Below are 19,640 nucleotides of genomic sequence, written 5' to 3'. Positions count from 1 at the left end.
AGCTTGCGCGCATTTTCGCCTTGCATCTGCGACTTTTGCCTCGAAAAACCGCTTCGCAAACCCAATCGCAACAGTCTCTCTAGTGTGAACAGCCCCTAGCGCCTGTCATGAACTCTGCGCCCACACCACGATGAACCACTTGCTCCAACGGATCACCAGCCGATTCCAAAACCCGCTGGCCAAGGCCCGGCAAGCGCAGCAGGCGCGAGACTGGACAACCGCCCTGGCCCTGTACGAGCGCGCCCGCCAACTGCAACCCGACAACTGGCGCGGCTATGCCCAAGCCTGCATCGCCCACCGCCAGCTGGGCCAATGGGCGCAGGCCGACGCCGTGCTCGAACAAGGCCTACTGCAACTGGGCGAGCACCCGCAGCTGCTCATCGCCTACGGCGACAACGCCATGGATCAGCGCCTGTGGGAGCTGGCCCTGCAACGCTGGCAGCGCCTGCGCCAGACGCACCCTGGCGAAGACAGCGGCTGGCTGCGCGCCGCACAGGCCCTGCTGCGCCTGCAGCATGATGAACAGGCTCAGCAGCTGCTGACCCAAGGCATTGAGCGCCTGGGCGAGCGCGCCGCCCTGCAGCAACTGCTGAGCCAAGTGCAAGATCAACAACAGGCCAGGCTGCAAGCGCTGTGGCAACAGGCCCACGACGCACTGCACCAGCAGCGCAGCGGCGAGGCCCTGGCCCTGTACGAGCAACTGCGCCAACTGCAACCCGACAACTGGCTCGGCTATGCCCAAGCCTGCATCGCCCACCGCCAGCTGGGCCAGTGGGCGCAGGCCGACGCCGTGCTCGAACAAGGCCTGCTGCAACTGGGCGAGCACCCGCAGCTGCTCATCGCCTACGGCGACAACGCCATGGATCAGCGCCTGTGGGAGCTGGCCCTGCAACGCTGGCAGCGCCTGCGCCAGACGCACCCTGGCGAAGACAGCGGCTGGCTGCGCGCCGCACAGGCCCTGCTGCGCCTGCAGCATGATGAACAGGCTCAGCAGCTGCTGACCCAAGGCATTGAGCGCCTGGGCGAGCGCGCCGCCCTGCAGCAACTGCTGGGCCAAGTGCAAGATCAACAACAAGCCAGGTTGCAAGCGCTGTGGCAACAGGCCCACGACGCACTGCACCAGCAGCGCAGCGGCGAGGCCCTGGCCCTGTACGAGCAACTGCGCCAACTGCAACCCGACAACTGGCTCGGCTATGCCCAAGCCTGCATCGCCCACCGCCAGCTGGGCCAGTGGGCGCAGGCCGACGCCGTGCTCGAACAAGGCCTGCTGCAACTGGGCGAGCACCCGCAGCTGCTCATCGCCTACGGCGACAACGCCATGGATCAGCGCCTGTGGGAGCTGGCCCTGCAACGCTGGCAGCGCCTGCGCCAAGCGCATCCGCAGCAGGCCCAGGCCCATTTGCGCGCGGCCGAAGCCTGCCTGCGCCTGAACCAGCGCGAGCAAGCCCAGGCGCTGCTGAAGACGCTGGAGCGCCAAGCCGAAGCCGACCCCGCGCTGCAGCAGCCGCTGGCCCTGATGCGCTTGCGGCTCGAAGCGCCCGAGCTGCGGCCCAGCGGCTTTGCCCAGCTGCTGCCGCGCAGCGCCTGGCCGCATTGGACTGCCGCGCCCAGCAGCGCCGATGCGCGCATCCACGGCGCGCAAGTCAGCCGCCGCGCGCGCCGTCTAGGGCTGGCGCCATTGCAGTACGAAGAGGTGCACACCATTTACCAATGCGCGGGCGCGCAACTGCCCGGCGCCACGTTGCCGCTGCTGCCCTGGCCAGTGGACGCGCAACGCCTGACGCAATTGCAAGGCCTGCGCCTCAATGGCCATGAGCGGCCAAGCCCACTGCCCAAGCAGACCCGACAGGCCGAACCAACCGATGCGCCCTTCCAATTGACGCTGCAAGACTGCCAGGACGTGCTGCTCGAAAACCTGGATTTCACAGATCTGCCCGGCGACGGCTTGCTGCTGCTGCGCTGCCGCAATGTCTGGCTCAGGAATTGCCGCTTTCACGGCCAGCGCGGCGCGGCTATCGTCGTGGCCAGCGGCTGCGCTCACGTCACTGTGGAGCACTGCGAGTTTGCCGGTGGCCACGGCGCGGCCATTCTGATCGGCGAAGGCGCGCAGCACATCCGCATCGCACACAACTGCATCGAGGCGGGCCAGGGCAAGTCCAACTGGATGGCGGGCATCGTCGTCACCGACCGCAGCCTGGGCAATCTGGCCCAAGGGGCGGCCAGCCTGTTTGGCCCCGACGGCTATTGGGCCCAGCCTGAGCCAATTTGCCAGCGTCTGCTGCCACCGCGCAGCATCGTGCTGGAGGCCAACCAGGTGATCCGCAACCTCTCCTCGGGCATTTACCTGGACGGCGCCATCGAAACCCTGCTCATCGGCAACCAGATTGAGGGCAACAGCAAGGAGGGCATTTGCCTGGACTACGGCGCGACCAAAAACCTGCTGCTCTTCAACCAGCTCAGCGGCAACGGCAACCGCTGGGGCAAGTCCGATGAAGATCTTGCGCGCGACTTCGTCGCCGCCGACGGACGTCTGCCCGATGGCACGGCGCGCGCCAAGGTGCCTGCCATCTCGATCGACAACGCATTGCACAACCTATTGCTGCACAACTTCATCCACCACAACTTCGGCAGTGGCATCAAGATCGTGCGCACCGGCTTTGGCAATCTGATTGCCGACAACCACATCGCCATGAACGGCCTGGGCGGCAACGCACGCCACATGTTCTTTGGCGTCGAGCTGGGCTTTGCGCCCTCTGACCTCCCCCCGAGCGACGACGACGAGCTGGACTTTCTGCCCAGCCTGGACAACTGCGCCACCGACAACCACATCACTGGCTGGCACGACACGCCCATCTACAGCGCGCCGGACACTGCCGCTCCATTGCATGAGGCGATCTGATGAGCAAAGACGCATTTTTCAGCTCCTTGTTGCGCGAAGCCAGCCAGCGGCGGCGCAAGGAAAACATCATTGCCCTCGTCCCAGAAGGCGGCTTCAGGGGCAACACCAAAGCCGCCTATCTGATTCTGAGCCGCTTGATCCAGCAGCAGCGGCTGGACTGGCAGGTCTGCTGGATCAGCTCCGACCGGGACAAGGCCATGCTGAGCGGGCTGGGCATGCACTCCCTCTCACGCGATGCCGACCGCAACCAGGCCGCCGACCTGTACATGCGCGCCCGCTACGTGCTGTTTGGCACCCACAATTTTCAGGACGTTGACTCCTGGTTCTGGCAGTCCTGCAGCGACGGCGCCTGCAAGGTGCAGCTCTGGCACGGCATTCCGGCCAAACAGGTGGCCTATGAAATGCACGAGCAAATGGACAACCCCTATGCCTTCGCCGGCATGGCCTCGGACAGCCTGAGTTACGACTACTGCGTGATTGAAAGCCCGGCCTCCTGGGCGCTGTACCGCAAGGCCTTCCCCAGTGCGACCTTTTTGCCGCTGGGCAGCCCGCGCAACGATTTGCTGGTGCGCGACGATTACGCCGACCTATTGCTCATCGGCATGGAGCAGGCCGCGCGCGAGAGGCTGGAGCAGGCGCGTCGCCACTCGCGCATCGCCCTGCTGTGCCCGACATACCGGGAGGCGCGCTACCACCGCGAGAGCTTCATGCGCTGGCTGGAGCTGGCAGAGCGCATCGCCCAGCACAAGCACTGGAGCGTGACCGTCAAGCTGCACCCGTTCCACGAACAACTGCATCCGGAAGACATGGCGGCCTTCAAACAGGCCTCGCAGCAGCATGGCAACATCGTGCTAGCCAGCGCCAATGACGACATCCAGCCCTATCTGAAACTGTCCGACGCGCTGATTTCGGACTATTCATCGGTCGTCGCCGACTACCTCATCACCGGCAAGCCGGTGCTTTATTTCCGGCCCGATGAGGCGCAATACTGGGCCACCCGCAAGCGCCCAGTGCAACCAGCATTTCCCGAAGATGAAATTGGCCCGGTGTTTCACGAGCCCCAGGCCTGCCTGGATTGGCTCGTGCAAGGCGAGCACGAGCGCTACGCAGAGCGCGCCGCCGCGCATGCGCGGCGGCTGCACGCCAACTATGGCACAGGCAGCGCCACCGAATCGCTGCTGGCATTCCTGCTGTCGCGCCCGCAATGACAACAACCAAGCTGCCCTGAACATGTGTGGATTGCTCTTCTCCTATCGTCAACCCCAGCTGACCCAGCAATTGCTGGCGGCCAGCCTGCAGCAAATGCATTGGCGCGGCCCAGATGCCGAGCAGCACAGCCTGCTGCAGCAAGGACAGGTGTTTCTCGGCCATCGACGCCTGTCCATTCTGGACCCCCAAGCCCGTTCCAATCAGCCCATGCGCTCACGCTGCGGACGCTTCTACATCGTCTTCAATGGCGAGATTTACAACCACATGGCGCTGCGCCAGCAATTAGGCCTGCAATGCCAAACGCTATCGGACACCGAAACAATTGTCGAAGCCTACGCGCAGCATGGCGAGCGCATCGTGGCACAGCTCGATGGCATGTTCGCTTTGGTCATCTACGACTTGCAGCGCGACGCCTGGGTTTGCGCGCGCGATGCCTTTGGCATCAAGCCGCTGTTCATCCACCAGCATGGGGTGGGGGCACTCATTGGCTCTGAGGCTGCGGTACTGGCCGAGCTGATCGGGGCAGCGCCCGATCCAGACTCACTACACGAGTGGCAAATGGTGCGCCGCCCCACGCCTGGCTACTCCTACTTCCAAGGTGTGCGCGAAGTGCCACCAGGCACGCTGCTGCGCAGCGATGGCAGCCAATGGCACCATTTTTGCTGGGAGCCCTCAGGAGAACCCTACGTGCAGGAGCATTTCGAACAGCTGCTGCGCGAGAGCGTGGCAGCCCATGAGCTCAGCGATGTGGCCAATGTCGCCCTGCTCAGCGGCGGCCTGGATAGCGCCGTGATCGCCGCGCTGTCCAACGTGCGGCGTTGCTACAGCGTCGGGCTGCAGAGCAACAACGAATTCACGGGCGCTGCCGAGACGGCCCAGCTGCTGGGCCGGCAACTGCAGACTGTCACGCTCACGCCAGCGCAGCTGCAGGACAACTGGCGTCAGCTCACGCGGCTGCGCCGCGAGCCGCTGGGCGTGCCCAATGAAGGGCTGATCTATCCTGTCTGCCAGGCCATGCAAGCCGATGAGAAGGTCGTTCTCACCGGCGAAGGCGCCGACGAGCTGCTGTTCGGCTACGACGGCATCTTCCGCTGGTCGCTGGACGCCGATTGGCCGGGCGTTTCCGCCTTTCTGAACCGCTACGGCTACGCAGGCCAGTTACAGCCCACACCGCGTCTGAATGACTACGTGCTAGAGCTCAAGAGCGACAACAGCACGCAGGCGTTCGTCGAGGATTTTTTCTATCAGTTCCACCTGCCGGGGCTACTGCGCCGCATGGACTTCGCTTCCATGGCGGCCTCCAAAGAGGCACGGGTGCCCTTCGTCTCCAAATCCCTGGTGCGATACATGTACCGGCGCCCCGCAGAACTCAAGATCGATGCGCAGCATTCGAAGATTCCGCTACGCATCATGGGGCAAAAACTCGGCCTGCAAGGCGCGCTGCAGCGCAAGAAAATCGGCTTCAGCGCCCAGACTGACATCTCCCGCCCCCGTCAGGATGATTACCGGCAATTTCAACGCATCGTCATGGAGGCCCTGGGATGGTAATCGGCTACACCACCGGCGTCTACGACCTGTTCCACATCGGGCACGTCAATGTACTGCGCAACGCCAAGTCGCTGTGCGACAAACTCATTGTCGGAGTCACCACCGATGCGCTGGTTTCGTACAAGAACAAACGCGCCGTGATTCCTTTCGAAGAGCGCATTGAGATCGTGCGCGCATGCCGCTATGTCGATCTGGCCGTGCCGCAGCAAAGCATGGACAAGATGGATGCTTGGCAGCGCTATAAATTCAATCTCATGTTCGTCGGCGACGACTGGTACCAGACCGACAAGTGGAATGGTCTGGACCAGGAGTTCGAACGTCTGGGCGTGCGCATCGTCTACTTCCCCTACACCCAATCCACCTCGTCCACGCTGATCAATCAAACGCTGGAGCGACTGCGCACGGAGGCGCCATGACCCCCCACAAGATTCTCGTCGTCGGCGGCGCCGGCTACATCGGCTCGCACATGGTCAAGCAGCTGCGCCAGCAGGGGGCGGCGGTGGTCGTGCTCGACGACCTCTCGGCCGGCTACGCCGATGCGGTCGTGGCTGGCGCCGAGCTGGTCGTGGGCTCGGCCGCCGACGCCGGCCTGCTGGCGCAGCTGTTTGCGCAGCACCGCTTCGATGCGGTGATGCACTTTGCCTCCTTCATCCAGGTCGGCGAGTCGGTGACCGAGCCGGCCAAGTACTACGCCAACAACGTGGCCGCCACGCTGACTTTGCTGCAGGCCATGCGCGCGGCCGGCGTGCAGCGCTTCATTTTTTCTTCGACAGCGGCCATTTACGGCAACCCGCAGCAGGCGCTCATCGGCGAAGACCACCCCAAGCAGCCCATCAACCCCTATGGGCGCAGCAAGTGGATGACCGAGCAGATGCTGGAGGATTTCGACCGGGCCTATGGGCTCAAGTCGGTCTGCCTGCGCTATTTCAATGCCGCCGGCGCCGACCCCGAGGGCGAGCTGGGCGAGCGCCATGTGCCCGAGACACACCTGATCCCGCTGGTGCTGCAGGCCGCCGCCGGGCGGCGCGCGGCCATCTCGGTGTTCGGCACGGACTACGACACGCCCGACGGCAGCTGCATCCGCGACTACATCCACATTACCGACCTGTGCCAGGCCCATGCCCTGGCGCTGCAACACCTGCTCGCAGGCGGCCCCAGCCTGCGCCTGAACCTGGGCAATGGCCAGGGCTTTTCGGTGCTGGAGGTGATCGAGGCCGCGCGCCAGGTCACCGGCCGCGACATCGCCATGCGACTGGAGCCGCGCCGCCCGGGCGACCCGGCGCGCCTGGTGGCCGACAGCCGCCTGGCGCGCGAGCTGCTGGGCTGGCAGCCGCGCCATGCCGATCTGAACACCATCATCGCCCACGCCTGGGCCTGGGAGCAGACCCACTGCTGGGGCTGAGAACCTGTCCAGAATCTCGATGCGATTGGGCAAGAAGCGGTTTGGGGTGGGTTGCAAGGCATCACATTGCGCATATCACGCAGCCAGGGCCGAAGCCATGGCGAGGCTTTGCAACGCCGCAGACCGCCCAAATCCGATTCATTGCCCGCCGTGCAGAGACTTTGAACAGGCTCTCAGCGCCAGAGCCGTTGCCCAAAACCGTTGAGACATTGCCTTGCAGGACGCCATCACCATGCTGCATTGCCACCACCGCCCTCTCTTACTGCAGACGTGCCGCACCACTGGCCGAACCACTGGCCGTGCCATGCGCCGAACTTCGTTGGCCGCAACGCTGGCCCTGCTGCTGGCCGGCTGCGCCTCCTCACCCGGGTGGCTGCCTGCCTCGGGGCCGAACATGGCGCAAATCGTGGTGGCGCAACGCGACAGCGCCGCGCCGCCCGTTTCGGTGCTCGATGTGGACGAGGCGCTGACGCGCCGACTGCTGGCCGCGCAACGCCTGGACGCCTTCGCCCACGCCCTGCCTGCCGCACAGGCGCCGGAATACCTGATCGGCGCGGGCGACACGGTCGAAGTCTCCATCTGGGAGGCGCCGCCAGCGGCCTTGTTCGGCGGCACCACCATTGATGCCCATACCGGATCCAGCGCCGTGCGCGCCACCTTCCCCGAGCAAATCGTCAACCGCGCGGGCATCATCAATGTGCCGTTTGCTGGCGCCATCGAGGTGGCCGGCAAAACGCCCCAGGCCATCGAGACCGAGCTGGCCCAGCGCCTCAAGCGCAAGGCCAACCAGCCGCAGGTGCTGGTGCGCGTGCTGCGCAATGCCACCTCCAACGTCACCGTCATCGGCGAGGTCGGCGCCAGCCAGCGCGTGCCGCTGACGGCCCGAGGCGAGCGCCTGCTCGATGCCCTGGCCGCCGCTGGCGGCGTGCGCCAGCCCGTGGGCAAGATCACGCTGCAACTCAGCCGCGCTGGCAAGGTGCTGCGCATGCCGCTGACGCGCGTCATCGAAGAGCCCGAGCACAACGTACTGCTGCAACCGGGCGACGTACTCACGGCGCTGCACCGACCGCTGAGCTTGACAGTGCTGGGCGCCACGGGCCGGAATGAGGAAATCGATTTCGAGGCCCAAGGCATCAGTCTGGCGCAGGCCCTGGCGCGCGCTGGCGGCATTCAGGATGCGCGCGGCGATGCCCGGGCCGTGTTCGTGTTCCGCTTCGAGCAGCCACAGCTGCTGCAGCCAGAGCCGCCGCCTGAGCGGCGCGCCGATGCCCAGCCGCCAGCGGCCCGCACCGCAGACGGCCTGGTGCCTGTGATCTACCGCATGGACTTTCGCGATCCGCGCGCCTTTTTGCTGGCGCAAAGCTTCCCGATGCAGGACAAGGACGTGCTCTATGTGGCCAATGCCCCGGCCGCCGAACTGCAAAAGTTCCTCAACATCCTCTCCTCCACGCTGTTCTCGGTGCGCAGCCTGAGCAATCTTTGACAGCCCACAGGAAGGATGTGCGCGTGATCCATGCCCTGGGCTTTTCCCACTGGAAGCACCGGCCGCTGCGGCAATGCTTTGCCGGCCAGCGCGTGCGCTTCGTGGCCCGCCCCGAGCAGGTGCCCGAGGGCGCCACGCTGGCAGTGTGGGGCATGCGCGCCGTGCCGCAGGCGGCCGCGCGCGGCTGGCGTGTGCTGCGCGTCGAGGACGGCTTTTTGCGCTCCGTCGGCCTGGGGGCCGATTTGATTCGGCCGCTGTCCTGGGTCGTGGACGGGCGCGGCATGTACTTCGATGCCTCGCAGCCCTCTGACCTGGAGGTGCTGCTGGCGCAACGGCATTTCGAGCCAGAGCTGCTGCGGCGTGCGCAAGCCCTGCGCCAGCGCCTGGTGGCCAGCGGGCTGACCAAGTACAACGTCGGCAGCGCGCACTGGCAGCGCCCGGCGCACGCCCGGCAGGTGGTGCTGGTGCCCGGCCAGGTGGAAAGCGATGCCTCCATCGCCCTGGGGGCGACGGGCATCCGCAGCAATCTGGCGCTGCTGCAGGCCGCGCGCCGCGCCTGCCCCGATGCCTGGCTGCTGTACAAACCCCACCCGGACGTGCAGGCCGGGCTGCGCGCACGCGGCCAGGGCGAGCAGGAGGCCGCGCGCTGGTGCGATGCCATCGTCGGCGACGTGCCCATGGGCGCGCTGTTGACGCAGGTCGATGCCGTGCACTGCCTGACTTCCCTGGCCGGCTTCGAGGCCTTGCTGCGCGGCAAGCAAGTGGTCTGCCACGGCCTGCCGTTCTATGCCGGCTGGGGCCTGACGCAAGATCCGCTGAGCATCCTCCCGCCCAGCCCTCCAGATCCGGCCCCGGCCCCCGCAGCCCCTTGGCTGCAAGCCGCAGCGCAGCGGCGGGCGCGCCGCCTCACGCTCGACGAGCTGGTGGCCGGCGCGCTGCTGCTCTACCCTCGCTACCTGAGCCGCCAGCGGGCGGGCCAACTCAGTGCCGAGCAGGCCCTGGACGAACTCGAAGCCTGGCGTGCGCGCAGCGGCACGGCCACGCCCTGGTGGCGCCAGCACCTGCGCATTTGGCTGCGCCGCATCGTGGGGGTGCGATGAAGCGCTCCTTCCTGTTCCTGCAAGGGCCATGCACCCCGTTTTTCGCGCGTCTGGCGGCGGGCCTGCGCGGGCTGGGCCATGCAGTGCACCGGCTGAACTTCTGCGCCGGCGATGCGCTGTACTGGGCCAGCCAAGGGCCAGCACAACGCTTTGTGCGCTCCCCAGGCGGCGAGCTCGATGCCGAGCTGCGCGCCACTCTGGCGGCGCTGTACCAGCGCCACGGCATCACCGATCAGGTGCTGTTTGGCGATCAGCGCCAGGTGCATCTGCCGGCCGTGGCGCAGGCGCGCGCGCAGGGCGTGCGCACGCACGTGTTCGAGGAGGGCTATTTCCGCCCAGCCTGGATCACGCTCGAGCGCGAGGGCGTGAACGCGCGCTCGCTGCTGCCGCGCGACATCCGCTGGTACCAGGAAGCCGGCCCGCACCTGCCCGAGCCCGTGCCGCAGGCCTTCGCCGCGCCGTTTTACAAGCGCGCCACGCACGATGTGGCCTATCACCTTGCAGGCCTGCTCAACCCATTGTGCTTTCCGCGCTACCGCACGCACGCGAGCGTAAGCGCGCCGCTGGAATACGCCGGCTACCTGCGGCGCTTCGCGCTGCTGCGCCGCATCGGCGCGCACGAACGCCGCCGGGCCCTGGCCATCGCCAACGGCGCTGCGCCGTATTTCCTGCTGCCGCTGCAACTCAATGGCGATGCGCAAATCCGCGCGCACTCGCGCTTTACCCACATGGGCCAAGTCATCGAGTTGGTGTTGCAGTCCTTTGCAGCCCACGCCCCCCCGCAGGCCAGGCTGGTCATCAAGAACCATCCGCTGGACATGGGGCTGATGCCGTATGGCCGCTTGATTTCCCAAGCAGCGCGCCGCCTGGATCTTCAAGAGCGCGTTGACTACCTGGAAGATGGCGACTTGCAAACGCTGGCTCGCCAGGCGCGCGGCGTGGTCACGGTCAACAGTACCGCCGGGCTGGTGGCCTTGGAGCAGGGCGCGCCCACGCTGACGCTCAGCGACCCGATCTACAACCTGCCGGGCCTGACCAGCCAGATGCCACTGGATGCGTTCTGGCGCGAGGCCGCGCCTCCAGATGCCAGCCTGTTCGCCAGCTTTCGCCGCTGTGTGGTGCATGCCACGCAAATCAATGGCGGCTTTTACTGCACGCACGGCATGTCGCTGGCCGTGGCGCACAGCCTGCCCCGGCTGCTTGCGCAACAGTCCCCACTGGAGCAGTTGCTGTGAATATGCCAGCCCCACGCCTTGTACTCATCACCGGCGCCACTGGCGAAATTGGCGGGGCGCTGGCGCTGGAGTACGCCTGCCCCGGACGCCAATTGCTGCTGCAAGGGCGACGCAGCCAGCAATTGCAGGCCCTGGCCGAGCAATGCCGCTCGCGCGGCGCACAAGTGCACACCCAGGTGCTGGATCTGTGCGAGCGCCAAGCACTGGATCACTGGCTGCAATCAGTGCGCACGCAGCATCTGCCCGATCTGTTAATCGTCTGCGCCGGGCTCAATACCCATGCACGCCAGCCAGGCAACCCGGAGCCCTGGGATGAAGTGCAGACTCTGCTGGAGGTCAACCTGCGCGCGGCCATGGCCATCACCCAGGCACTGATCCCCGCCATGGCCCAACGCGGCCATGGGCAGATTGCCCTGATCAGCTCGCTGGCGGCTTACTTCGGCCTGCCCCTCACGCCCGCCTACTGCGCCAGCAAGGCCGGGCTGAAGGCCTATGGCGAAGCTTTGCGCGGCGCCTGGGCCGCACAGGGCGTCCAAGTCAGTGTGGTCATGCCCGGCTATGTGCACTCGCCAATGTGCCACGCCATGCCCGGCCCCAAACCACAGTTGTGGCCGCCAGAGCGCGCGGCTCGCGCCATCCGCCGAGGCCTGGCGCGCAACCGCGCGCGCATCAGCTTTCCATTCCCGCTGAACTGGGGCTGCTGGTGGTTGGCGGTGCTGCCAGCGGCCATCTCCACGCGCATCCTGCGCTGGCTGGGCTATGGCGCCTGAGCCAGCCTTTGCGCAAGCGCTGGGCGCCGCCGCGCTGGGCCTGGCGCTGTCGGCCCTGTTGGAGCAAAAGCTCCATCCGCGCCCGCGCTTGGGCCGTCCAGCGGGCGCCTGGGCGCTGCATGCCGGCATGTGGTGCATGGCCCATGCCGTGCTGTGCCTGCTGCTGGGCCGCCCTTGGTTTGCCATGGCCGCAACCTTGGCCTTCATACTGATGCTGGTGCTGGTGGGCAATGCCAAATACCAGGCGCTGCGCGAGCCATTTGTCTATTCAGACCACGAATACTTCACCGATGCGCTGCGCCACCCCCGGCTCTACATCCCATTTTTGGGCTGGGGCAAGTTTCTGGCCGCGGCGACTGGCTTTGCGCTGGCCGTGGCCATCGGCCTGTGGCTTGAGCCGCCCCCTTCGGCGCCGCTGCGCTGGCAAGGCCAGCTCGGCGCCATCCTCACGCTGTTGGTCAGCGGTTTGCTGCTGTGGCGCATCGGCCATGCCACAGCGCCTCAAGCCACATTCGATGCCGAACAAGATATGCGCAAACTGGGGCTTCTGACATGCCTGTGGCGCTACCGACAAGCGCAGCGCCTGCCGCCGCAGCATGCCAGCGCCTTTGCCGCGCCGCGCACGCCCGTCGCCACGCCGCAATCACTGCCCCATCTGGTAGCCGTGCAAAGCGAATCCTTCTTCGACGCACGCAGCCTGCACACCGGCATCTGCGGCGAAGTGCTGGCCGACTTCGACGCGCTGCGCGCCGAGGCCTTGAGCAGCGGCGCCTTGCAGGTGCCAGCCTGGGGTGCCAATACGGTGCGCAGCGAATTTGGCTTTCTGTGCGGCATCGCCCCCGACTCGCTCGGCGTACACCGCTTCAACCCCTATCGCGCCATTGCCGCGGGCTGGCCAGTGGCCTCGCTGGCAAGCTATCTGCGACAACTGGGCTACCGCACGGTGTGCATCCATCCCTATCCGGCCAGTTTTTACTTGCGCGATCGCGTACTGCCGCTGCTGGGCTTTGACGAGTTCCTGGATATCCGCCAGTTCGAGCCCAACCAACGCTACGGCCCGTACATCGGCGATGCCGCCGTGGCCGAGCGCATCTGCGCCCTGCTGGATCGGGCAGAGGCCCAACCATTGTTCATTTTCGCCATCACCATGGAAAACCATGGCCCGCTGCATCTAGAGCGCATCACGCCCGAGGAGCTGCAAACGCTCTACGACCACGCCCCGCCACCTGGCTGCGAGGAGCTGGGCATCTACCTGCGCCACCTGCGCAACGCCAATCGCATGGCAGCCCGGCTGCGCGCGCACCTAGCGCACCACCCGCAGCCGGCCAGCCTGTGCTGGTACGGCGACCACGTCCCCATCATGCCTGCGGTGTACCGGGCCTGCGGCACGCCCAGCGGCCTGGTTGAGTATCTGTGCTGGAGCAACCGGCCAGCAGCGCCCAGAACAGCTGGCTCTGCGCTGCCGACCGCGCCCGGCGCTTGCGGGGCCGATGCAGCGCTGGCCGTGCACGCCTTGGCCGCGCACTGGCTGAGCCTACTGGGTTTGTGGCAGCCCTCTCCTGGCGATGCGCCATCGGCGCCATCCTCCTGGTGCCCGCCATCCAACGCATGATTTGCGCAACGCCCATCTGCCAGCTTACGATTTTCCGACCATAGAAAGAAATGTAACAATTATTGAAATCAAAGAGTTAGCGTTGCTCATTGAAAAATTAGCTTGTCACAATATGCGCGGCCGAGCTCTGACGGAGGAGCTGTGGCTTGGTAGGCTTGGCAGATGCCACAGACCACAACGCCCAGGCAACTTCAAACATCATTCATCGAATCTCAATCATGAACACCGAAAACGATACCCTGCCCGACCACGTCGCCACACAGCCAACGACGGCAGGGCGTGGCGACAAGATTCTGGTGGTCGATGACGATGCGCGCATCCGTGACCTGCTGCGCCGCTACCTGACTCAGGAAGGCTTTGAAGTCATGGTGGCCGAGGACGGCAAGGCGCTCAACCGCATCATGCTGCGCGAGACCTTTGATTTGCTGGTGCTCGATCTGATGCTGCCGGGCGAGGATGGCCTGTCCATTTGCCGGCGGCTGCGCGGCAACAACGACCGCACCCCGATCATCATGCTCACGGCCAAGAGCGAGGACGTGGACCGCATCGTCGGCCTGGAAGTGGGCGCCGACGACTACGTGGGCAAGCCCTTCAACCCGCGCGAGCTGCTGGCGCGCATCCACGCCGTGCTGCGCCGCCGCCCGACCATGGAGGCACCGGGCGCGCCAGCGGGCGACAACGCCATCGTCAATTTCGGCGCCTTCCGCTTCGACATGGGCGCGCGCACGCTGCACAAGAATGGCGAGGAGTTGCCGCTGACCACGGGCGAGTTCGCCATGCTCAAGGCGCTGGTGCGCCATCCGCGCCAGCCGCTCTCGCGCGAGAAGCTGGCCCTGCTGGCGCGCGGGCGCGAGTTCGAACCTTTTGACCGCAGTCTGGACGTGCAAGTCTCGCGGCTGCGCAAGCTGATCGAGGAGGACGCGACCTCGCCGCGCTACATCCAGACGGTCTGGGGCGTGGGCTACGTGTTCGTGCCCGATGGAAACCACTGACACTGGAGCCTCTGACGCCCAAAGCCCTTGAAGCAGGCGGCCAACGCTGCAACCCTGTGCGGCTGCGCCACTTGCCTGCCCCTGCAAGGCATGGCGCTTTGCCATCGTCGACCGGGCCACAATGGCCCGGTTTTGCTGCGCGCGCCGCCCTGGCCTGCCGCTTGCGCTGCGGGCCTGTGCCTCACAATCCCCATGCCGGGCCGTCTTTTACACTGCCGCCATGAAGAAAGCCCCCGCCCCCACCGACGACGACGACGTCCCTCTTGAAGATGCCCATGGGGCGCGCCAGCGCCGCATCCACCTGAGCCTGTTCTGGCGCACCTTCATCCTGCTGTCGCTGCTGCTGGTGGCCACCATCGTGGTGTGGATCCAGTCGTTTCGCGCGCTGGAATTCGAGCCGCGCACGCTGCACACGGCGCAGCAGATTGCCACCATGGTCAACCTCAGCCGCGCGGGGCTGACGCACTCGGACGCGATCGCCCGCGTCTCGCTGCTCAAGACGCTGTCCGAGCAGGAGGGCATGCGCATCCAACCGCACGAGCCGGCCGATACCTATGAGCTGATGACCGACACGGCGCTGGGCAACAAGCTCAGCGCCGAGCTGCGCAGCCGCCTGGGCATGGAGACCCTGGTGGCCAAGAAGGTCAATGGCACGCCCGGGCTGTGGGTGAGCTTTCGCCTGGGCGACGACTACACCTGGCTGCTGATGGACAGCTCGCGCCTGAGCCCGGTGGGCGGGCGCACGGTGCTGCTGTGGCTGATGGCGGCGGTGGGCATCTCGCTGGCCGGCGCGGCCGTCATCACGCGGCTGCTCAACAAGCCGATCAAGGAGCTGTCCAACGCCACCTTCCGCCTGGGCTCAGGCGATTTCGGCAACAGCCAGCTCAACGAGGAGGTGGCCACCAGCGAGATCCGCGCAGTGAACATCGGCTTCAACCGCATGGCCGAGCAGCTCTCCAAGGTCGAGCAGGACCGCGCCGTGATGCTGGCGGGCATTTCGCACGATCTGCGCACGCCGCTGGCGCGCTTGCGGCTGGAGACGGAGATGAGCGTGGCCGACGAGCTGGCGCGCGAGCACATGGTGGCCGACATCGTGCAGCTCGACGCCATCATCGACAAGTTCATGGACTACGCCCGCCCAGTCTCCGGCGCACGGCACAGCGTCAACCTGCAAAGCATCGTCTCCAACTGCGTGTTTTCCATCCAGGAGCTGGGCGAGATGGAGATCAGCACCCGCGTGCCGGGGGATTTGTACGTCTATGCCGACGAGGTCGAGCTCTCGCGCGTGGTCACCAATTTGCTGGAAAACGCCCGCCGCTATGGCAAGACGCCAGAGACAGGCATCGCCCAGGTGGAGATCGTCGCCAGCGAGTTCTCGGGCTCCAAATACGTGCTGCTCAAGATCCGCGACCATGGCGCCGGCGTGCCCGAGGCGGAGCTGGGCAATCTGCTCAAGCCCTTCTTCCGCGGCGACAGCGCCCGCACGGCCGCCGCCGGCGCGGGTCTGGGCCTATCCATCGTGGACAAGACCGTGCAGCGCATGGGCGGGCGCTTTGCCCTGACCAACGCCAACAGCGGCGGCCTGGTGGCGCACATCCGCCTCGACCAGGCGCCCAACAATGCGCAGTGGAAGGACGAGCAACGCCTGCAGCGGCCCAAGGTCAAGCGCAACGCCTTCCGGCCCACGCAGTTCTGACCGCCACAATCAAAAAAAGTCCTCGCATCGGCGAGGGCTTTGCAGGCAGATTCTGAGCGCCTGTCTGCCACCTCACTTGAGATTGCCGGAGAGGAACTTGGCCAGCCGCTCGCTGCTGGGGTTGGCCAGCACTTGGCGCGGATCGCCCTGCTCTTCGATGCGGCCCTGGTGCAGGAACACCAGGTGATTGGAGACCTCGCGCGCAAAGCCCATCTCGTGCGTCACGACCACCATGGTGCGCCCCTGCTGGGCCAGCAGTTGCATGATGCGCAGCACCTCGCCCACCAGCTCCGGATCGAGCGCGCTGGTGGGCTCGTCAAACAGCAGTACCTCGGGCTCCACGGCCAGGGCGCGGGCAATCGCCACGCGCTGCTGCTGCCCGCCCGAGAGCTGGCTGGGGTATTTGTCGCCGTGGCCGGTCAGCCCCACCATGTCCAGATAGCGGGCGGCGGCCTCCAGCGCCTGGGCCTTGGGCTGCTTGAGCACATGCACCGGCGCTTCAATGATGTTTTGCAGCACCGTCATGTGGGCCCACAGATTGAAGTGCTGGAACACCATGGCCAGCTTGGTGCGAAAGCGCTGCAACTGGGCCATGTCGGCGGCGTGCAGCTCGCCATCGGCGTGCTTGCGCAGGCCCAGCTCCTCGCCCTTGAGCAGAATGCGCCCCTGGTTGGGGCGTTCGAGCAGGTTCATGCAGCGCAAAAAGGTGCTCTTGCCCGAGCCCGAGCTGCCGATGATGCTGATCACGTCGCCGGCGCGGGCGGCCAGCGACACGCCGCGCAGCACCTGGTGCTCGCCATAGTTCTTGTGGATGTCCAGCGCCTGAAGCTGGATGTCTGCGGGTGCCTGCTCTGTCGTGCTCATGCCTGGTTGCCTCATGGATTTCAGTGCGAGTGGGGCTGTAGGTAGGCCGTATAGCGCTTCTCGGCCAGGCGGAACAGGCCCATCATCGTGAAGGTGACGACCAAATACAGCGCGGCGGCAAACAGATACGCCTCGAAGGTCAGATAGTAATCGCGGTTGACCTTGCTGGCCGCCGAGGTGAGCTCGAACAGCCCCGGCACCGAGCTGGCCAGGCTGGTGCCGTGCATCATCTGCATCACTTCGTTGCTGTAGGGCGGCAGCGCGCGGCGCATGGCGCTGGGCAACACGATGCGGCGCATGACCTGCCAGCGCCCCATGCCCATGGCGTAGGCGGCCTCCACCTCGCCTCGGCTGGTATCGCGGATCGCCCCGGCCAGGATCTCCGCCAGATAGCCCGCGTGGTTGATGCTGAAGGCCAGCATGGCGCAAAACAGCGGGTTCTTGAAATGCGTCAGCGGCCAGACCGTATCCCACAGCGCCTGCACCCATTGCAGCTGAGCGATGCCGAAGTAGATCAGGTAAATCTGGATCAGCAGCGGCGTGCCGCGCACGAAGTAGGTGAAGGTCGATGCCAGGCGCTGCAGCACCCAGGAGCGCGACACCAGCATCAGCGCAAACACCACGCCGGCAATGCCGCCTGCCAGCAGCAGGCCGGCCAGCATGGCGAACGTGCTCCACAAGCCCTTGAAATACAGCTGCAGGGTTGCAGGCTCAAAAATCACCGCCCATTGCATGCGTCACTCCCATTCACAGGCTGATGGTCTCGCTGCCCAGGCTGTAGCGCGCATGGATCTTGCGCAGCACCCATAGCGACAGGCTGGTGAACAGCAAATAAATCCCCGCCACCAGCAAAATGAACAGGAACGGCTCGCGCGTGGCGCGGCCAGCCTGCGTGGCCAGGTAGGTCATGTCTTGCAGGTTGATCAGGCTGACCAGGGCCGTGGCCTTGATCAGCGCCATCCAGCTGTTGGTGAAGCTGGGCACCACGTAGCGGATCATTTGCGGCAGCGTGATGCGGCGAAACACCTGCCAGCGCTGCATGCCAAACGCCAGCGCCGCCTCGCGCTGGCCGATGGGAATGGCCTTGATGGCGCCGCGGAAGTTTTCCGTCATATAGGCCCCATAGATGAAGCCAATGGTCAGCACCCCGGCCATGAACGGATTGATGGAGATGCCCTGCGTGTAGCCCAGACGCTCCAGCAGCATATTGAGCAGCGTGGTGCCGCCATAAAACACCAGCAGCAGCAGCAGCAGCTCGGGCACACCGCGCACCACCGTGGTATAGATCTGCCCCAGCGCCATCGCCAGGCGATTGCGCGAGAGCTTGGCCCCCGCCCCCAGCAGCCCCAGCACGATGGCCACCAACAACGAAGCCAGCGACAGCGCCACCGTCAGCAGCGCCCCTTGCAGGATGGAAAGATAGTAGCCAGTCATGCCCAGACCTGTTCACGCGCCCGCACACTTGTCACACTTGCTGCCGCGCACCCGATGCCACCACGCGCACCAGGCGCCCAACAGTAAAGCCTGGCTGGGGAGTCATGGCGACCGCCCCAACCAGACCTGTATTTGCGCCAGTTGGCGCAGTGTGGCTATGCACCCAGTCGCCTAGGCCACAGGCCCAGGACATGCCTTGCGCGCGCCCATTCAATCAATCCGCGCCGTACGGGTCGAAATCGAAATACTTCTTGGCAATTTCCTGGTATTTGCCGTTTTCACGCAGGGTCTTGATGCCCTTGTTGAGCTGCTCCTTGAGCTCGGGCTGGCCCTTGCGCAGTGCAATACCCATACCTTCGCCGAAGTACTTCTCGTCCAGCAGGTCAGGGCCGACGACCTTGAAGTCCTTGCCCTCTGGCTTGCCCAGGAAGGCACCATCGACCTCCATCTTGTCGGCCACCGTCCCATCAAGGCGCCCAGACTTGATGTCCAGGTACACCTGATCCTGCGCCTCATAGCCCATCAGTTTCACGCCACGGGGGGCCAGCTCGCCCTCGGCATAGCGCTGCATGGTGCTGCCCTTGAGCACGCCCAGAGTCAGGCCCTTGAGGGAGTCCAGATCCTTGAAGTCCACCGAGTTCTTGACCACGATGACGCTGGGCGTCTTGTAGTAGCGGCCGGTGAAGTCGATCACGCGCTTGCGCTCTTCGGTGATGTTCATGTCGCTGATGATCACGTCGTAGCGGCGGCTTTGCAGGCCAGGGATCATGGCATCCCAGACCTGCTCAACGAATACGCACTTGCGTTTGAGCTCTTCGCACAGCGCATTGGCGAAGTCGATGTTGAAGCCCACCAGCTCACCCTGGGCGTTTTTGTAGACCATGGGCTCGTAGGTCGGGTCCACGGCCACGCGCAGATCCTGCGCCCAGGCCAGCGAAGAGCCCATCGCCAGGGCTGCGGCGACAGCAGCGCCAAGAAGTCGTTTTTTCATCATGATCCATCCTGAAAGGCAATGCCGAGAGGGGCATGGCGCCCACTCCCAGCCAGTCCAAATCACGCCGGAGGCCTTTGCGCGGCAATGACCACCGCAAAAATGCGGCACCGCCACCGCTCACGTCCACATGGCACCGGCAACATACGCGCGATTCTAGTGCGTCAAAAATGCCCCCGTACATGCCAACGCCCGCTGCACAGCGCATTTACGGGTAAACCATCGCATCGCAGGCCACCTCCTTGGCTTAATATCGACAAGGCTATAGTTTTCGCTTCATAAAAATCCCAAAGTTATAATGAGCCGCTTGCCGCTCTGCACTTTTATTTCCGCCCCCAGGCCTCGTTTCCCCCGCTTCTTTTTGGCGGCCAGCGTGGCCAATCCACCGACCATTGGTGTTGCACC

The 19,640-nt window shown here is 65.4% G+C and carries 16 protein-coding genes; 12 read left to right on the top strand and 4 right to left on the bottom strand.

Features of this window, described 5'->3' with window-relative positions; all coding sequences use genetic code 11:
- Positions 1-130: 130 nt before the first annotated feature.
- From CK625_RS10190 to CK625_RS10135, 12 genes are all read left to right on the top strand, one after another.
- Positions 131-2,899: a right-handed parallel beta-helix repeat-containing protein gene (locus tag CK625_RS10190; RefSeq protein WP_095540209.1), complete on the top strand. Its 2,769-nt coding sequence runs from the start codon at positions 131-133 to the stop codon at positions 2,897-2,899.
- Complete coding sequence (locus CK625_RS10185) at positions 2,899-4,107, top strand: CDP-glycerol glycerophosphotransferase family protein (RefSeq protein WP_095540208.1); 1,209 nt, start codon at positions 2,899-2,901, stop codon at positions 4,105-4,107. The genes CK625_RS10190 and CK625_RS10185 overlap by 1 nt, the downstream gene beginning before the upstream one ends.
- A gap of 22 nt (positions 4,108-4,129) precedes the next feature.
- Positions 4,130-5,656 (top strand): asparagine synthase (glutamine-hydrolyzing), encoded by a 1,527-nt coding sequence (gene asnB, locus CK625_RS10180; RefSeq protein WP_172425137.1) that lies wholly within the window; start codon positions 4,130-4,132, stop codon positions 5,654-5,656.
- Positions 5,650-6,072 carry an adenylyltransferase/cytidyltransferase family protein gene (locus CK625_RS10175; protein ID WP_095540206.1) on the top strand — a complete coding sequence of 141 codons (423 nt, stop codon included), beginning with the start codon at positions 5,650-5,652 and terminating at the stop codon, positions 6,070-6,072. Before asnB ends, CK625_RS10175 begins: the two co-directional genes overlap by 7 nt.
- The gene (galE, locus tag CK625_RS10170) at positions 6,069-7,058 is read left to right on the top strand and encodes a UDP-glucose 4-epimerase GalE (protein WP_095540205.1); all 990 of its coding nucleotides are present in this window, start codon (positions 6,069-6,071) and stop codon (positions 7,056-7,058) included. Before CK625_RS10175 ends, galE begins: the two co-directional genes overlap by 4 nt.
- A 304-nt stretch (positions 7,059-7,362) precedes the next feature.
- The gene (locus tag CK625_RS10165; RefSeq protein WP_095540204.1) at positions 7,363-8,541 is read left to right on the top strand and encodes a polysaccharide biosynthesis/export family protein; all 1,179 of its coding nucleotides are present in this window, start codon (positions 7,363-7,365) and stop codon (positions 8,539-8,541) included.
- 23 nt (positions 8,542-8,564) lie between these two features.
- Positions 8,565-9,641, top strand: a complete 1,077-nt coding sequence (locus CK625_RS10160) for a beta-3-deoxy-D-manno-oct-2-ulosonic acid transferase (protein ID WP_238945620.1) — start codon at positions 8,565-8,567, stop codon at positions 9,639-9,641.
- A complete protein-coding gene (locus CK625_RS10155) occupies positions 9,638-10,876 on the top strand; it encodes a capsule biosynthesis protein (protein ID WP_095540203.1) in 1,239 nt (412 codons plus the stop codon). The genes CK625_RS10160 and CK625_RS10155 overlap by 4 nt, the downstream gene beginning before the upstream one ends.
- 2 nt (positions 10,877-10,878) lie before the next feature.
- Positions 10,879-11,646 carry an SDR family NAD(P)-dependent oxidoreductase gene (locus tag CK625_RS10150; protein WP_095540202.1) on the top strand — a complete coding sequence of 256 codons (768 nt, stop codon included), beginning with the start codon at positions 10,879-10,881 and terminating at the stop codon, positions 11,644-11,646.
- On the top strand, positions 11,636-13,258 hold the full coding sequence (locus CK625_RS10145; protein ID WP_095540201.1) for an LTA synthase family protein: 1,623 nt from the start codon (positions 11,636-11,638) through the stop codon (positions 13,256-13,258). The genes CK625_RS10150 and CK625_RS10145 overlap by 11 nt, the downstream gene beginning before the upstream one ends.
- A gap of 218 nt (positions 13,259-13,476) precedes the next feature.
- Entirely contained in the window at positions 13,477-14,250 is a 774-nt protein-coding gene (ompR, locus tag CK625_RS10140) for a two-component system response regulator OmpR (protein ID WP_095540200.1), read from the top strand.
- A 220-nt stretch (positions 14,251-14,470) separates the two neighbouring features.
- On the top strand, positions 14,471-15,946 hold the full coding sequence (locus CK625_RS10135) for an ATP-binding protein (protein WP_095540199.1): 1,476 nt from the start codon (positions 14,471-14,473) through the stop codon (positions 15,944-15,946).
- Positions 15,947-16,018: 72 nt separating this feature from the next.
- Here the strand turns inward: CK625_RS10135 and CK625_RS10130 are convergent, their stop codons facing one another.
- The 4 genes from CK625_RS10130 to CK625_RS10115 form a co-directional block, all read right to left on the bottom strand.
- Positions 16,019-16,810, bottom strand: a complete 792-nt coding sequence (locus CK625_RS10130) for an ABC transporter ATP-binding protein (RefSeq protein WP_095540198.1) — start codon at positions 16,808-16,810, stop codon at positions 16,019-16,021.
- Positions 16,811-16,830: 20 nt separating this feature from the next.
- Positions 16,831-17,544, bottom strand: a complete 714-nt coding sequence (locus CK625_RS10125; protein ID WP_095540197.1) for an ABC transporter permease — start codon at positions 17,542-17,544, stop codon at positions 16,831-16,833.
- 13 nt (positions 17,545-17,557) lie between these two features.
- Entirely contained in the window at positions 17,558-18,244 is a 687-nt protein-coding gene (locus CK625_RS10120; protein WP_095540196.1) for an ABC transporter permease, read from the bottom strand.
- A 214-nt stretch (positions 18,245-18,458) separates the two neighbouring features.
- On the bottom strand, positions 18,459-19,235 hold the full coding sequence (locus tag CK625_RS10115) for a transporter substrate-binding domain-containing protein (RefSeq protein ID WP_095540195.1): 777 nt from the start codon (positions 19,233-19,235) through the stop codon (positions 18,459-18,461).
- Positions 19,236-19,640 lie beyond the last annotated feature (405 nt).

Source organism: Vandammella animalimorsus, assembly GCF_002285265.1.
Classification (GTDB): Bacteria; Pseudomonadota; Gammaproteobacteria; order Burkholderiales; family Burkholderiaceae_C; genus Lampropedia.
Note: the sequence above shows the minus strand (reverse complement) of the source record. Positions and strands in the feature narration are given on the sequence as shown.

Excerpts from the sequence above, each read along its gene's own strand:
- CK625_RS10190 (WP_095540209.1), top strand. The coding sequence starts at position 131 with ATGAACCACTTGCTCCAACGGATCACCAGCCGATTCCAAAACCCGCTG.
- CK625_RS10185 (WP_095540208.1), top strand. The coding sequence starts at position 2,899 with ATGAGCAAAGACGCATTTTTCAGCTCCTTGTTGCGCGAAGCCAGCCAG.
- asnB (WP_172425137.1), top strand. The coding sequence starts at position 4,130 with ATGTGTGGATTGCTCTTCTCCTATCGTCAACCCCAGCTGACCCAGCAA.
- CK625_RS10175 (WP_095540206.1), top strand. The coding sequence starts at position 5,650 with ATGGTAATCGGCTACACCACCGGCGTCTACGACCTGTTCCACATCGGG.
- galE (WP_095540205.1), top strand. The coding sequence starts at position 6,069 with ATGACCCCCCACAAGATTCTCGTCGTCGGCGGCGCCGGCTACATCGGC.
- CK625_RS10165 (WP_095540204.1), top strand. The coding sequence starts at position 7,363 with ATGCGCCGAACTTCGTTGGCCGCAACGCTGGCCCTGCTGCTGGCCGGC.
- CK625_RS10155 (WP_095540203.1), top strand. The coding sequence starts at position 9,638 with ATGAAGCGCTCCTTCCTGTTCCTGCAAGGGCCATGCACCCCGTTTTTC.
- CK625_RS10150 (WP_095540202.1), top strand. The coding sequence starts at position 10,879 with ATGCCAGCCCCACGCCTTGTACTCATCACCGGCGCCACTGGCGAAATT.
- CK625_RS10145 (WP_095540201.1), top strand. The coding sequence starts at position 11,636 with ATGGCGCCTGAGCCAGCCTTTGCGCAAGCGCTGGGCGCCGCCGCGCTG.
- ompR (WP_095540200.1), top strand. The coding sequence starts at position 13,477 with ATGAACACCGAAAACGATACCCTGCCCGACCACGTCGCCACACAGCCA.
- CK625_RS10135 (WP_095540199.1), top strand. The coding sequence starts at position 14,471 with ATGAAGAAAGCCCCCGCCCCCACCGACGACGACGACGTCCCTCTTGAA.
- CK625_RS10130 (WP_095540198.1), bottom strand. The coding sequence starts at position 16,810 with ATGAGCACGACAGAGCAGGCACCCGCAGACATCCAGCTTCAGGCGCTG.
- CK625_RS10125 (WP_095540197.1), bottom strand. The coding sequence starts at position 17,544 with ATGCAATGGGCGGTGATTTTTGAGCCTGCAACCCTGCAGCTGTATTTC.
- CK625_RS10120 (WP_095540196.1), bottom strand. The coding sequence starts at position 18,244 with ATGACTGGCTACTATCTTTCCATCCTGCAAGGGGCGCTGCTGACGGTG.
- CK625_RS10115 (WP_095540195.1), bottom strand. The coding sequence starts at position 19,235 with ATGAAAAAACGACTTCTTGGCGCTGCTGTCGCCGCAGCCCTGGCGATG.